The 13,661-nt window shown below is 73.9% G+C and carries 11 protein-coding genes; 10 read left to right on the plus strand and 1 reads right to left on the minus strand.

The features are described 5' to 3' along the window. Nucleotides 1-97 precede the first annotated feature (97 nt). The 6 genes from ACTWJ9_RS27745 (at nt 98) to ACTWJ9_RS27770 (ending at nt 9,619) form a co-directional block, all read left to right on the plus strand. Nucleotides 98-925, plus strand: coding sequence for a MetQ/NlpA family ABC transporter substrate-binding protein (locus ACTWJ9_RS27745; RefSeq protein WP_387040447.1), 828 nt, complete (start codon nt 98-100; stop codon nt 923-925). 174 nt (nt 926-1,099) lie between these two features. Then, nucleotides 1,100-1,741 carry a GNAT family N-acetyltransferase gene (locus ACTWJ9_RS27750; RefSeq protein WP_279337000.1) on the plus strand — a complete coding sequence of 214 codons (642 nt, stop codon included), beginning with the start codon at nt 1,100-1,102 and terminating at the stop codon, nt 1,739-1,741. Between the two features lie 153 nt (nt 1,742-1,894). Continuing rightward, the gene (cbiE, locus tag ACTWJ9_RS27755; RefSeq protein ID WP_279337001.1) at nt 1,895-3,106 is read left to right on the plus strand and encodes a precorrin-6y C5,15-methyltransferase (decarboxylating) subunit CbiE; all 1,212 of its coding nucleotides are present in this window, start codon (nt 1,895-1,897) and stop codon (nt 3,104-3,106) included. Nucleotides 3,107-3,487: 381 nt separating this feature from the next. Beyond that, complete coding sequence (cobT, locus tag ACTWJ9_RS27760; RefSeq protein ID WP_443294902.1) at nt 3,488-7,300, plus strand: nicotinate-nucleotide--dimethylbenzimidazole phosphoribosyltransferase; 3,813 nt, start codon at nt 3,488-3,490, stop codon at nt 7,298-7,300. A 152-nt stretch (nt 7,301-7,452) separates the two neighbouring features. Next, entirely contained in the window at nt 7,453-8,712 is a 1,260-nt protein-coding gene (gene cobA, locus ACTWJ9_RS27765; RefSeq protein WP_279337003.1) for a uroporphyrinogen-III C-methyltransferase, read from the plus strand. 88 nt (nt 8,713-8,800) lie between these two features. Further along, on the plus strand, nt 8,801-9,619 hold the full coding sequence (locus tag ACTWJ9_RS27770; RefSeq protein ID WP_279337004.1) for a TrmH family RNA methyltransferase: 819 nt from the start codon (nt 8,801-8,803) through the stop codon (nt 9,617-9,619). Between the two features lie 62 nt (nt 9,620-9,681). On the opposite strand, the gene ACTWJ9_RS27775 is transcribed toward ACTWJ9_RS27770, so the two are convergent. Further along, nucleotides 9,682-11,136, minus strand: coding sequence for a serine/threonine-protein kinase (locus tag ACTWJ9_RS27775; protein ID WP_279337005.1), 1,455 nt, complete (start codon nt 11,134-11,136; stop codon nt 9,682-9,684). A gap of 196 nt (nt 11,137-11,332) precedes the next feature. On the opposite strand from ACTWJ9_RS27775, the gene ACTWJ9_RS27780 reads away from it, so the two are divergent. From ACTWJ9_RS27780 to ACTWJ9_RS27795, 4 genes are all read left to right on the plus strand, one after another. Continuing rightward, nucleotides 11,333-11,563 (plus strand): hypothetical protein, encoded by a 231-nt coding sequence (locus tag ACTWJ9_RS27780; protein WP_443294903.1) that lies wholly within the window; start codon nt 11,333-11,335, stop codon nt 11,561-11,563. A 286-nt stretch (nt 11,564-11,849) separates the two neighbouring features. Beyond that, nucleotides 11,850-12,059, plus strand: coding sequence for a hypothetical protein (locus tag ACTWJ9_RS27785; protein ID WP_109379504.1), 210 nt, complete (start codon nt 11,850-11,852; stop codon nt 12,057-12,059). Nucleotides 12,060-12,360: 301 nt separating this feature from the next. Continuing rightward, on the plus strand, nt 12,361-13,293 hold the full coding sequence (locus ACTWJ9_RS27790) for a phosphotransferase (RefSeq protein WP_387040669.1): 933 nt from the start codon (nt 12,361-12,363) through the stop codon (nt 13,291-13,293). A gap of 79 nt (nt 13,294-13,372) precedes the next feature. Beyond that, nucleotides 13,373-13,657, plus strand: a complete 285-nt coding sequence (locus ACTWJ9_RS27795; RefSeq protein WP_279337008.1) for a TFIIB-type zinc ribbon-containing protein — start codon at nt 13,373-13,375, stop codon at nt 13,655-13,657. Nucleotides 13,658-13,661: the final 4 nt, after the last annotated feature.

Below are 13,661 nucleotides of genomic sequence, written 5' to 3' on the forward strand. Positions count from 1 at the left end.
CCGCCTTCAGTCTTCCGTCCCCTAGACCCCCACTTCCCCGAAGGCCCCGCACCACCCCGAGCCGGGGCCGCACCACCCTGAAGGAAAGGCACTTTTCGTGCGTAACACCGTCAAGATCACCACCGCTGTCCTCGCCGTCGGAGCCCTCAGCCTCGGCCTCACCGCCTGCGGCGCGGAGGAGAAGTCCGGATCCGACGCCTCCGGCACGCTGACCGTCGCCGCGAGCCCCGTGCCGCACGCCGAGATCCTCAACTTCGTCAAGGACAACCTGGCCGAGAAGGCCGGGCTCGACCTGGAGGTCAAGGAGGTCACCGACTACGTCACGCCGAACACCTCCACGGAGGACGGCTCGGTGGACGCCAACTACTTCCAGACCCAGGCGTACCTCGACGACTTCAACCAGAAGAACGGCACGCACATCGTGCCCGCCGGCGACGTGCACCTGGAGCCGCTCGGCCTCTACTCCCAGAAGGTCAAGGAAGCCGACGAGCTGAAGAGCGGCGCGACCATCGCCATCCCCAACGACACCATCAACGAGGGACGCGCGCTGCAGCTGCTCGCGGCCAACAAGATCATCACGATCAAGGACGGCGTCGGCTTCGAGGCGACCCCCTCGGACATCACCGAGAACCCGAAGAAGCTCAAGTTCAAGGAGCTGGAGGCGGCCCAGACGCCGCGCGCCCTGGCCGACGTCGACGCCGCGGTCGTCAACGGCAACTACGCCATCGGGGCCGACCTCAAGCCGGCCGAGGACGCCCTCGTCCTCGAGGCCGCCGAGGGCAACCCGCACGCCAACTTCCTCGCCGTCAAGGAGGGCAACGAGGACGACCCGCGCGTGAAGAAGCTCGCCGAGCTCCTCACCTCCGACGAGGTCAAGAAGTTCATCGACGACAAGTACGCCGGTTCGGTCGTCGCCGCCTTCTGATCCGGGGGACGCGCGCACCGCGAGCACCACGCGCTCGACCCGTCCGGCACCCACGGGGGCCACTCCGGTACACGGAGTGGCCCCCGTGGTGCGGTTCGGTGCTTTCATGCTGCATGCTGGGCAGTTCAGCAGGACCTGACGGTCCCGAAGGTCTCGAAGGTTACGGAGCGGCGCATGACGAGCAGCACCTTCCCCAACATCTCCATCAGCACGGAGCGGTTGGTGCTGCGTCCCCTCGACGAGGACGACGTCCCCGCCCTGGCCGAGATGATGAACGACGAACAGGTCGCCGCCTGGACCGACGTTCCCCGGCCCTTCACCGAAACGGCCGTCCGCACCTGGATCACCGAGGAGTCCCCCGCCGAACGGATGGCCGGACGGGGGATCGACCTCGCCGTCACCGAGTTCCTCACCCAGCGCCTGGTCGGCGTCATCCGGCTCACCGGCACCGACTGGCACATCCGGTCCACCGAACTGTCGTACATCGTCGCCCCCTGGGCGCGGGGCGAGGGATACGCCTCCGAGGCCGCGCTCGCCACCGCCCAGTGGCTCTTCGGCGACCAGAAGCTGGAACGCGTCGAGCTGCGCACCGCCGCCGACAACACCGCCTCGCAACAGGTCGCCCAGAAGATCGGCTGCATCAGTGAGGGCGTCCTGCGCAACGCCTGCATAGCCCACGTCCGCACCGAGGACGGCGGCTGGACGGACGTCCGCACCGACTTCATCGTCTGGAGCCTGCTGCCGGAGGACCTCGAGGGCGGGTCCGGACCCCTGGCCGACACCGGCGAGTTCACCACCCTCAGCGACTGGAGCTGACCCTCCGCGAACCCGCGGCCGACGGTATCGTCCACCCACTGCATGGCCGTACCAGGTACTCTCACCAGGCCCGCCCGCGGGCGCGGCGGCCGACGACGGACCCGCGTACACCCCCCCCAGACGACCCGCGCACAACCCAGGAGACTGACGACGATGGCCGACCGGGTCACGGTGATCGGCTGGGACGGTTCGCCGCTGACCGCAGCGGCCCGCGCCGCACTGGGCGCCGCCACCCTGGTGGCGGGCGCCCCGCACCACCTGGAACTCCCCGAGGTACCCGCGGGCGCCGAGCGCGTCCGGCTCGGCAGCGCCGCCCTGGCCGCCCGCCGGGTCGCCGGCCACCGCGGCACGGCGGTGGTCCTCGCCGACGGCGACCCCGGCTTCTTCGGCGTTGTACGGACCCTGCGCGCACCCGAGTTCGGCCTGGAGGTCGAGGTCGTCCCCGCCGTCTCCTCGGTCGCCGCCGCCTTCGCCAGGGCCGGAATGCCCTGGGACGACGCACAGGTGGTCGTCGCACACCGCCGAACCCTGCGACGCGCGGTGAACGTCTGCCGAGCCCACAGCAAAGTGGCGGTCCTCACCTCTCCCGGAGCAGGCCCCGCCGAACTGGGCCTGCTCATGGAGGGCGTCCACCGCACCTTCGTCATCTGTGAGGAACTCGGCACCGCTCGCGAACAGGTCAGCGTCGTCACCTCCGACAAGGCAGCCGACCACACCTGGCGCGACCCCAATGTCGTCATCGTGATCGGTGGCCCGGCCGCCGCCGGCGAGTCCGGCGGCTGGATCGCCGGACGCGACCCCGCCGCGGGCCCGCGCGGCTGGACACTGCCGGCCGAGGCCTACGGCGGTGAACTCGGCGAGGGCGAGCGGGAGCCGCTGCGCGTCTCCCAACTCGCCCGGCTCGGACCGCGGCCGGGCGACCTCGTGTGGGACATCGGCTGCGGCAGCGGTGCCTTCGCCACCGAGGCGGCACGGGCCGGCGCCGGGGTCATCGCCGTCGACGGCGACCCGCGGGCCTGCGCGCGCACCGAGTCCACCGCCCGCCGGTACGGCGTCCAGCTCCAGATCGTGCACGGCACCGCCCCGCACGTCCTGGAGGACCTCCCGGAACCGGACGTCGTCCGGGTCGGCGGCGGGGGAGCGGCGGTGGTCACGGCGGTCGCCGACCGCCGCCCGCAGCGCATCGTCACGCACGCCGCCACCCGCGACGCGGCCGAACGCATCGGCCGGGAGCTGACGGAACACGGCTACACCGTCGAGTGCGCCCTCCTGCAGTCCGTCGAACTCGACACCAGGGCCTGGACGGAGACGGAGCGGAGCGTCGCGTTCCTGCTCAGCGGCGTACTGCCCGCGCGCACCCCCTGATCGCGTCCCCCGGCCCCGATGCCGTCCCCGTGATCGGGTTGTCGTACCGCTCGCGGTAGGCTGGCCGATCGTTGTACCGCAACTCGGACGCTCGCCGACTCGTCGGCCGATGTACCGAAAACACGCCCCTTTCGGGGTGTGTGTGGTACGGCGGAACCCAAGGACGCGCAACGTGGCGCAGTCCACAGCGGAACCGTCGCCGATCAAGCTGACGCGACGGCACTACGGCAGCGACAATGCCAGTGAATGGCTTTGTCTCCTTTTCTCGGCAGGCCGTTCGTGCCGCTGGGGACGCACGCTCGTTCTTCAGTGTGGGGCGGTCGGTGCGCCGTTCCGGGTGAGCTGGTCGTAGGAGCACTAACCGATGGGCGAGGGGTACGCATGACCGACACCGGCCAGGTCCCGGGCGAGGAACTGCCGGAGAACGCAGGCATGGTGGAGCAGCCGGGCGTCCCCGCGCCCGACCCGTACACCTACCTCTCCGAGAGTTCCGCCGAAGACGAAGAGCTGCTGCTGCCCGGTGCCCAGGGCGCCTGGGGCAACGAGGTCGCCCCACCCGCGCCCGAGCCGGTCGTCGAGACCGTGCACGAGCCGGGACCGCACGAGACGGCCGGCCGGGACACCGGCTCGGTCGACCTCGGCGGTGTCCGCCTCCCCGAACCGGAGCGGGCGCAGGCACCCGGCCGCGCGTTCACGCACGAGCCGGCGGTGCCGGCGGTGCCGCGCCGTCCGTTGCACCTCGGCCCGCCCATCCCCAGCGCCACCACCGGCCCGGTCCGCTCGCTCGCCGACCGCGGTCCGGCCGACGTGCCGGTGCGCCAGGTCGGCCCGCCGGTCGTCGGCCCCGAGTACCTCGACGTGCCGCGGCCCCGGGAGGCGGCCCCGCAGACGGCGGAGCCCTGGGTCGCCCCGGCGCCGGTGGGCGCGGGCGCGCCGGCCCAGGCGGAAGCGGTTGCTCCGTCGCCGCAGCCGGTGGGCGCAGCCCAGGCACTCGTCACCCGTGTCCCGACGGAGGCGGGCGCCACCGCTGAGGCGCAGGTCGCGACGGAGGACGTGGTGTCGGCGGTGCCCTCGCAGACACCGGCGGCACCTGAGGCGGAGACCCCTGCGGTGCCGGAGACGCCTGCGCCGGTGGCGGCAGCGGTCGCGGAGGAACAGCAGGGCGCCGAGAGTGCCGAGAGTGCGCCCGTACCGACGGCGGCCGATGCGGGCGGAGCCGGCATGAGTCCTGCCGCTGACGCCGTGCCTCCCGTCGCTCCAGAAGCCGGTCAGGGCGCCGGTCTCCCGGCGACCACGGCGCCGACCGCCGGGGGACCGGCCGCCGAGGCGGCCGACGCCATGGTCGCCGGGGCCGAGGTCACGGGGGCCGAGGTCACGGGGCAGGAGGGGCCCGTACCCGTCGTCGCCATGGCGCCGGGAGTTCCGGACCAGGAACCCGTGGCCGCCCGGACGCCGGAGAGCGTCACCCCCGACGCCGCCCGCCCCGACGCGGACGCGACGGATGCCGCTGCCGCCGAGGCGGGGGCGACGACCGGTGACGCCGCCGTTCCCGCAGCGACCGGCGAGGCGGACGCCGGGGCCCACGATCCCCACGGGCCGGTCACCGGCCAGGCCGTCCCGCACATGGCTGCCGTGACCGCTGCCGCCGCCGTGACCGCTGTGGGTGACGAGGAGGCATCGGCCTCCGTGCCCCCGGCCGCAGTCGACGGCATTCCGGCACCCGGGCACGCCCCCGCAACGGAAACGGAGCAGCCGGTACCCGCGCCCGGCCCGGCGGAGACAGCCGAAGCCCCCGACCCTGCCGCACCCGCGCCCGCACCCGCACCCGCACCTGACGCGGTGCCCGCTCCTGACGCGGTGCCCGCTCCTGACGCGGTGCCCGCTCCTGACGCGGCAGCCGAACCGCTCCTCCCGCAGCCGGAGGCCGAGCCGGTCGCAGAAAGCCCGAACAGCGGGCACCAGCCGGTCATCTCCCCGGTCCAGGGACCGCAGCAGGCCCAGCCCCAGGCTCCGACCGTTCCCTTCGCCCCGCCCGTCCAGGAGGCGTGGGCGCCCCTTCCCGGGTCTCCGGCCGCTTCGGACACCGAGGCCCCCGCCCCGGACGCGGCCCCTGCAGCCGGACCCGGGCCGGCCCCCGACGGCGCCGCTCTCCCGGAGGCCCGGCCGGAGCAGGCGCCGGAGGAGTCCGTCTCCCCGGAGGGGAACGTTCCGGTCACCCCGCACCTCGCGCCGACGCCGCCGCAGCCCCTGACCCTCCCCACCGAGGAACAGCCCGCGCCGGAAGCCGCCGCCCCGGTGCCCGCACCCCACCCGGCCGACGCCACCGGCACCGACGCGCTGCCCCCAGCACCGGCCCGGAACGAGCCGATCCACAACGACCAGGCCCAGAACGAACCCGCGCAGAACCCGGACGACCTGGACACCCAGGGCGCCGGAGTGCCCGACACCGCACCGCCCGCGGGTCCCCCCGCCCCCGGCTACGACGCCGCCGAGCGCGAGGCCGTACTGAAGGTCATGCGGGAGCGCCGGGACATCCGTAACGGCTTCCGCGACGACCCCATCCCGCACGAGGTCCTGCTCCGCGTCCTGGAGGCCGCCCACACGGCGCCTTCCGTGGGCCACTCGCAGCCCTGGGACTTCGTCGTCATCCGTTCCGCCGAGACCCGGCGCGGCATGCACGAACTGGCCACGCGTCAGCGCGACGCCTACGCCAAGACCCTGCCCAAGGGCCGGGCGAAGCAGTTCAAGGAACTGAAGATCGAGGCCATCCTCGACACCCCGGTGAACATCGTCGTCACCGCCGATCCGACCCGTGGCGGCCGGCACACACTGGGGCGGCACACCCAGCCCCAGATGGCGCCGTACTCCTCCGCGCTGGCCGTCGAGAACCTGTGGCTCGCCGCGCGCGCCGAGGGACTCGGAGTCGGCTGGGTCAGCTTCTTCGACGAGCGCGAGATGGTCCGCGCGCTGGGCCTGCCCGAGCACCTCGAGGTCGTCGCCTACCTCTGCGTGGGCTACGTCGACGAGTTCCCGGACGAGCCCGAGCTGATGCAGGCGGGCTGGTCCAAGCGGCGCCCGCTGTCCTGGGTCGTGCACGAGGAGACCTACGGCAGACGTGCGCTGCCCGGCGAGGACCCGCACGACCTGCTCGCGGAGACCGTCGCGCAGATCCGTCCGCTGGACGCCAAGGCGCTCGGCGAGGCGTGGGAGCGGCAGAAGCGCATGACCAAGCCGGCCGGCGCGCTCGGCATGCTGGAGATCATCTCCGCGCAGCTGGCCGGGCTGTCCCGCCAGTGCCCGCCGCCCGTCCCGGAGCCCGCGGCCGTCGCGGTCTTCGCGGGCGACCACGGCGTGCACGCCCAGGGCGTCACCCCGTGGCCGCAGGAGGTCACCGCCCAGATGGTGGCCAACTTCCTCGGCGGGGGAGCGGTCTGCAACGCCTTCGCCACCCAGGTGGGCGCCGAGGTCTGCGTCGTCGACGTGGGGGTGGCCTCCGACCTTCCGGCCACCCCCGGACTGCTGCCGCGCAAGGTCCGGGCCGGAACCTCCGACATGACCGCCGGCCCCGCGATGACCCGCGAGGAGGCCAAGCAGGCCATCGAGGTGGGTATCGAGACCGCCCGCGACCTGGTCGCGGCCGGCAACAAGGCCCTGCTCACCGGTGAGATGGGCATCGCCAACACCACCGCGTCCGCCGCCCTGATCTCGGTCTTCACCGGCGCGGACCCGGCGGAGGTCACCGGCCGGGGCACCGGCATCAACGACGAGACCCTGGTCCGCAAGACCGAGGTCGTGCGCCGCGCCCTCGAACTGCACCGGCCGGACCCGGCCGACCCCCTCGGCGTCCTCGCCGCCGTCGGCGGCTTCGAACACGCGGCCATGGTCGGCCTGCTCCTCGGCGGCGCGTCGCTGCGTACGCCGGTGATCCTGGACGGCGTCAGCGCCGGGGCCGCGGCCCTGGTGGCCCGGGCCATCGCCCCCGAGGTGCTGGCCGCCTGCATCGCCGGACACCGCAGCGCCGAGCCCGGCCATGTGGCCGCCCTCAACAAGCTGGGTCTGCGCCCGCTGGTCGACCTCGACCTGCGCCTCGGTGAGGGCACGGGCGCGCTGCTCGCCCTGCCGATGGTGCAGAGCACGGCGCGTGTCATGCACGAGGTGGCGACGTTCGACTCGGCGGGCGTCACCGAGAAGTAGCAGGTGCCCGGCGGGGGCGGGGCGGCGACCGCCGCCCCGCCCCCGCCGTACGCTGAAGCCCCCATCCGCACACCCCATCCGCACACCGCACGTCAGGGCCGCTCCAGTGCCGTAGCGCCCGCGCACGCCGCCCGTACGAGGAGCCGCACCTCATGGCCGAACACCCCGCCTACCCCGTGGGCCTCCGCCTCGCCGGCCGCCGAGTGGTCGTCCTCGGCGGTGGCCAGGTCGCCCAGCGCCGCCTGCCCGCCCTCATCGCGGCCGGCGGCGACATCCTTCTGGTCTCCCCCGAGGCGACGCCGTCGGTGGAGGCGATGGCGGACGCCGGCGAGATCACCTGGCAGCGGCGCCGGTACACCGAGGGCGACCTCGCGGACGCCTGGTACGCCCTGATCGCCACCGGCGACGACGAGGCCAACACCAGGGCCTCCGCCGAGGCGGAACGCCACCGCGTCTGGTGCGTCCGTTCCGACGACGCGGACCGGGCCACCGCCTGGACCCCGGCCACCGGGCACAGCGAGGGCGTCACCGTCGCCGTCCTCACCACGGACGCCAAGGGCCGCGACCCCCGCCGCACCGCCGCCATCCGTGACGCCGTGGTCGAGGGCCTGCGCGACGGTACCCTCGTCGCCCCGCACCACCGCACCCGGACCCCGGGCGTCGCCCTGGTCGGCGGCGGTCCCGGCGACCCGGACCTGATCACCGTGCGCGGCCGCCGGCTGCTCGCCGAGGCGGACGTCGTCATCGCCGACCGGCTCGGCCCGCGCGACCTGCTGGCCGAACTCCCGCCGCACGTCGAGGTGATCGACGCGGCGAAGATCCCGTACGGCCGGTTCATGGCGCAGGAGGCCATCAACAACGCGCTGATCGAACACGCCCGGCAGGGCAAGTCGGTGGTCCGGCTCAAGGGCGGCGACCCGTATGTCTTCGGCCGTGGAATGGAGGAGCTTCAGGCACTCGCCGAGGCGGGCATCCCGTGCACGGTCGTCCCCGGCATCTCCAGCTCCATCTCGGTGCCGGGCGCTGCCGGGATTCCGGTCACCCACCGCGGTGTGGCCCATGAGTTCACCGTGGTCAGCGGCCATGTCGCGCCCGACGACGAGCGTTCCCTGGCCGACTGGCCGTCCCTGGCGAAGCTGACCGGCACCCTGGTGGTCCTCATGGGCGTCGACAAGATCGGCAGGATCGCCGAGACCCTCGTGGCGCACGGCAGGTCGCCGGACACTCCGGTCGCCCTGGTCCAGGAGGGCACCACGGCCGCGCAGCGACGCGTCGACGCCACCCTCGCCACGGTCGCCGAGACCGTCCGCGCCGAGGAGGTCAGACCGCCGGCGGTGATCGTCATCGGGGAGGTCGTGAACGTCGGCCCCCCGCCCGCACGGGCTCCCGGGTCTTCACGGGCCTCGCGGTGACCCCGGGCGACCCCTCCGGAAGCAACCCTCGGTAACACGGCCGGTCCCGGCCGTCGGCACCCATCCAGGACAAGGCAGTATCACCCCCGTGGCCGATCTCATCACCCTCGAGGACCCCGACGACCCGCGCCTGCACGACTACACGGGCCTGACCGACGTGGAGTTGCGCCGCACCCGCGAACCCGCCGAGGGCCTGTTCATCGCCGAGGGCGAGAAGGTCATCAGACGCGCCAAGGACGCGGGTTACCGGATGCGCTCCATGCTGCTCTCGGCCAAGTGGGTCGACGCGATGCGCGACGTCATCGACGAACTCCCCGCCCCGGTCTACGCCGTGAGCCCGAAACTCGCCGAGCAGGTCACCGGCTACCACGTGCACCGCGGCGCGCTCGCCTCCATGCAGCGCAAGCCGCTGCCCACGGCGGCCGAAATCCTGCGCACCGCCCGCCGGGTGGTGGTCATGGAGTCGGTCAACGACCACACCAACATCGGCGCGATCTTCCGCTCGGCGGCCGCCCTCGGCATGGACGCGGTCCTGCTCTCCCCGGACTGTGCCGACCCGCTCTACCGCCGCAGCGTCAAGGTCTCCATGGGCGCGGTCTTCTCCGTTCCGTACGCCAGGCTGGACAACTGGCCCAAGGGCCTGGAAACGGTCCGCGAGGCGGGCTTCACCCTCCTCGCCCTGACACCCGAGGAGAAGGCCCGGAGCCTCGACGAGGTCGCCCCGCACCGGATGGACCGGGTCGCCCTCATGCTGGGCGCGGAGGGCGACGGGCTGTCCACCCGGGCCCTGGCCGCGGCCGACGAACGGGTCCGCATCCCGATGTCCCACGGCGTCGACTCCCTCAACGTGGGCGCCGCGGCCGCGGTCGCCTTCTACGCGGTGGCGACGGGCCGACCGGCCTTGTGAGGGGTGCCGAAGCGAGTCGAAGACGGGGGCCCCGGTGAGCGCGGGCCCGGATCCCGGCCGGATCAGCCGTCCCGGTCCAGCGTCGACGCGTACCGCTCGGCCATGAGGTCGCCCGGCGCCCGCGGCGCGTAGCCGCCCTGCTCCTGCTGGGTCCGCACACCGGTGCCGCCGTCGCCGAGTCCGTGTGCCGGGCCCTGGCAGCCCTGGATCAGGGCGATGCCGGCCGCGACGACCAACGTCACCACGACGAACACGAACAGCCGCTGCCGGAGCAGCCGCGGATTGGCCGGCCGCAGCCCGCCACCCGCCGTCCGGGGCCCGGGACGGCGGGAGCCGGTGCCCGACCGGGACGGGTTCCGCGACCCCGACGTGGACCGCGGGCCGGACCGGGACGGCGTACCACCGCGCGAGGCGCCTCCGCGTGACGTGCTGCCCCCGCGTGACGCGCCGCCCCCGCGCGCCGCGGGCACCCGCCGGTCGCCGCGCCGCGGCGACGGCCCGCTCCCGGCCGGAGCGGCACCGCGTCCGGCGGACGCCCCGGACGGCGGGGGAGTGGCCCGCCCCCCGGACGTGCCCTGCTGACCCGGGGCCCGACGCTGCACGCGGTCCGGATAGCTGCCGGACTGCCGCCCGGTCGTCCGCTCCGGCTCCGCGCCGCGGGGTGCGGGCGGACGCACGTCGGCGAAGCCCTGGCCCTCCCGCGTGGCGATCTCCTTGAGCCGCAGCGACAACTGGAGGGTGCTGGGCCGCTCCTCGGGGTCCTTCGCCAGACAGGCACGGACGAGCGGCGCCAACGCGTCCGGGACATCGTGCAGATGAGCCTCCTCGTGCACGACGCGGTACAGCATCACCTCGGAACTGCCGTGCCCGAAGGGCGAGTCGCCCATCGACGCGTACGCGAGCGTGGCACCCAGCGAGAACACGTCCGTGGCCGGGGTGACGGCCGCGCCGCGCACCTGTTCCGGGGCGAGGAAGCCGGGGGAGCCGACCGCCGTACCGACGTGGGTGAGCGTCGAGGCGCCGGTGGCCCAGGCGATGCCGAAGTCGATGATCCGCGGCCCCTTCGGGGACAGCAGGATGTTGGACGGCTTCAGGTCCCGGTGCACCACCCCGGCCTCGTGCACGGCGACCAGCCCCTCCGACAGGGCCGCGCCGACCGCGGCGACCTCGGCCGCGCCGAGCGGCCCCCCGTCGGCCACCCGGTCGTGCAGCGACGGGCCGGGCACGTACTGCGTGGCGAACCACGGCCGGTCCGCGTCCAGGTCGGCGGCCACCAGGCGGGCCGTGCAGCCGCCGCGGATCCGGCGGGCGGCGGAGACCTCGCGGGCGAACCGCGAACGGAACTCCTGGTCCTCCGCCAGATCGGGCCGGATGACCTTCAGCGCCACCCGCTGCCCCTTCTTGTCGGAGCCCAGGTAGACGACGCCCATCCCGCCCGCACCGAGCCGTCGGTGAAGTCTGAAAGAGCCGACGACGCGCGGGTCCTCGCGCCTCAGGCGCATCATCGCCATGTTCATCCCCGCTGCCCGGTCCTGTGACGTGCCTCAGCTTACGTTTCCCCGGGCGCCCGTGCGCAGAGGCCGCGCCCTCTCACGACGACGGATTGTCAGTGGCGGGTGGGAGACTCGAAGAGTGGCCGGGAAAGGCGCGAGCAGACCGGGCCCGCGCCCGAGCATGATCCCAACCACTTGACACCGAAGGGGGATTGATCAAGTGAAGGGTGATCGTGTGGAGATAGTCGTGGACGCGGGGGACACGACGCGGACGTACGAGGTGGTGGCGAGCAGGGCGGGCCGCAGGGTGGAGACGGCGGTGTGCCGGGGCGTGGTGGAAGTGAGTGAAGTCACGCGTACGGGCTCGGTGGTGCGGACCGCCCGTTTCATGGCCAACCGGGTGCTCGCGCTGGTCGAGCAGCCGGTGCCGAGGGCGGACGCCTCCGAGTAGGCGAGGGGACGGGCGGGGCGGCCCGCAGCGGCCGCCCCCTCGGGGATGTCCCTGACATGGAGGAGTCCGTCTCCACCCAGGGGAGTACACCGCAGGGCACGGCTCATCCTCCGGGAGGCCCGGTAATCGGTACGAGGGCATGACGTCCGGGCGGCGCCGGGCCCCTAGATTTGAGGTTGAGCAGCGGGTGCGGTACTCGTCCCCCGAGGTCGGACGCCCGCCGCTGTCCAAGGCACACAGAGGCATCTGAAGCAGCATGACAACAGAAACGGTCAGGAGAGGGGTCATGGCCCACACGGCACCGCGGACACTCGTCCGCACGCGGGTACAGCAGGCGGGCACCGCCGCGTTCCGCCCACGCCGCGAGGGCCGTCGCCACCCCGTGGTGGCGACGCTCATGGCCCTCCCCCTGGCGGTCCTGCTCCTCCTCGTCTTCGACGGGTGGGAGACGGTGGCCACACAGGCGTCGTCCGTGGGAGAGATGCTGGGGCGCTGAACGGCGACCCCAGGCCCGGAAGAGCGGTCCGGGCGGGGACATCCACCCATGAAACCCCGTGGGGACGGGGGTGCGGCGGACGGCACAAATGCCGGCGCAGCTGGGGAGCTGCGCCGGCACTTTTGTGTGCCTGAACCGAAGCGCGCGGCTGCCGCCGCCCGCCGGTGCCTCGTCACTGCGGTGAGCCGTGCCGCCGCTGCCTCGCCTGCTCGCTTCCTCCCTCGCGCCACCGGGGCCGACGCCGGTTCGTGCTCCAGCAGCCACCGCGTACCCTCTCCCCAGGCCGCACCCAGGGAGACCCGTGACAGTCACCGCCCTCCTTCCCGAACTCACCGCCCGGGCCGAGGACATCGCCCACACCCGCACCCCCACCTGCCCCTGCGGGGCGACCGGCGCCCTGGCCGACCGCCCGGACGGCACCGTCGTCCGGCACGCGGACACCGTCGCGAAGGCCCACGCCCCGGACACCGATGCCGGTGAGCTGGCCCGGCGCCTCACCGTTTCCGCCGGGCTCCCGGACGTGTTCCTGCCCCCGCTCGGACCGGCACCGGCCGACCTGCACGGACGCCTCGTGACCTTCTGGCCGTACGGCAGCCCGGTCGACCCGGACGATCCCGACGCCGCCCCCTGGGAGGCCGTCGGCACCCTGCTCGCCCTGCTGCACCGCGCACCCCTGCCCGAGGCGGTACCGAAGATGCGCGGCCCCCTCAAGGCGGCCCGTGCCGTCGCCGGGCTCCGCGCCGTCGGCGATCACCCGGCCGCGGCTCCCGTGCTGCGGGCCTGGGCGGCCCTGCCCGCCTGGGCGCGCGCCGAGGCCCCCATGCCGCGGCCGGCCGCCCTGTGCCACGGCGACCTCCACCTGGGCCAGCTGGTACGCCTGCCCGAGGGACCCTGGCGGCTGATAGACATCGACGATCTCGGCGCGGGCACCCCGGCCTGGGACCTCGCACGCCCCGCGGCCTGGTTCGCCTGCGGACTGCTGCCGGGGGAGGAATGGACACGGCTCCTCGACGCCTACCGGGCCGCGGGCGGCACCGCCTTCGGCCCGGGGGACGACCCCTGGACCGTCCTGGACGTCCCGGCCCGCGCCCTCACCGTGCAGACCGCCGCGCGAACGGTCACCAAGGCCGTGACGGAGGGGCGGGACCTGGACGAGCTGGACCGTGCCGTGGTCGACGCCTGTCGGCGAATGGCCGCGATCCCGGGCCAGTTGACGCACAAGTCGACGAAGTAGGGTGCAACCGACCGCAGCCGGACAGAGTCTGTCCTGGCGAAACACGAAGCAGGGCCGACCGGCGAGGAGTTGACCGAACATGCAGTGTCCGAAGTGTCGTGCGCCGATGCACACCTACAACCGCAACGGTATCCAGATCGAGCAGTGCAGCGGCTGTCGAGGCATCTTCCTCGACTACGGCGAACTCGAGTCGCTGACCCGGCTGGAGGCCCAGTGGTCCCAGTCCGCGCCGCCGCCCGTGCCGCCCGCCGCCCCGCAGGCGTACCCGGCGGCACCGCAGCCCGCCTGGGGCGCCCCGCACGGCGGTCACCACTACGGCCACCACCGGAACAAGGGCTTCGGCCGCATGCTGTTCTCGTCCTGACCGC

Origin of the sequence: Streptomyces sp. GDS52, from assembly GCF_052246875.1 — a bacterium.
GTDB classification, from domain to species: Bacteria; Actinomycetota; Actinomycetes; order Streptomycetales; family Streptomycetaceae; genus Streptomyces; species Streptomyces cathayae.

What these genes read in the sequence shown, in the direction of transcription:
- ACTWJ9_RS27750 (WP_279337000.1), top strand. Translation starts at nt 1,100, where the DNA reads ATGACGAGCAGCACCTTCCCCAACATCTCCATCAGCACGGAGCGGTTG.
- cbiE (WP_279337001.1), top strand. Translation starts at nt 1,895, where the DNA reads ATGGCCGACCGGGTCACGGTGATCGGCTGGGACGGTTCGCCGCTGACC.
- cobT (WP_443294902.1), top strand. Translation starts at nt 3,488, where the DNA reads ATGACCGACACCGGCCAGGTCCCGGGCGAGGAACTGCCGGAGAACGCA.
- cobA (WP_279337003.1), top strand. Translation starts at nt 7,453, where the DNA reads ATGGCCGAACACCCCGCCTACCCCGTGGGCCTCCGCCTCGCCGGCCGC.
- ACTWJ9_RS27775 (WP_279337005.1), bottom strand. Translation starts at nt 11,136, where the DNA reads ATGAACATGGCGATGATGCGCCTGAGGCGCGAGGACCCGCGCGTCGTC.
- ACTWJ9_RS27785 (WP_109379504.1), top strand. Translation starts at nt 11,850, where the DNA reads ATGGCCCACACGGCACCGCGGACACTCGTCCGCACGCGGGTACAGCAG.
- ACTWJ9_RS27795 (WP_279337008.1), top strand. Translation starts at nt 13,373, where the DNA reads ATGCAGTGTCCGAAGTGTCGTGCGCCGATGCACACCTACAACCGCAAC.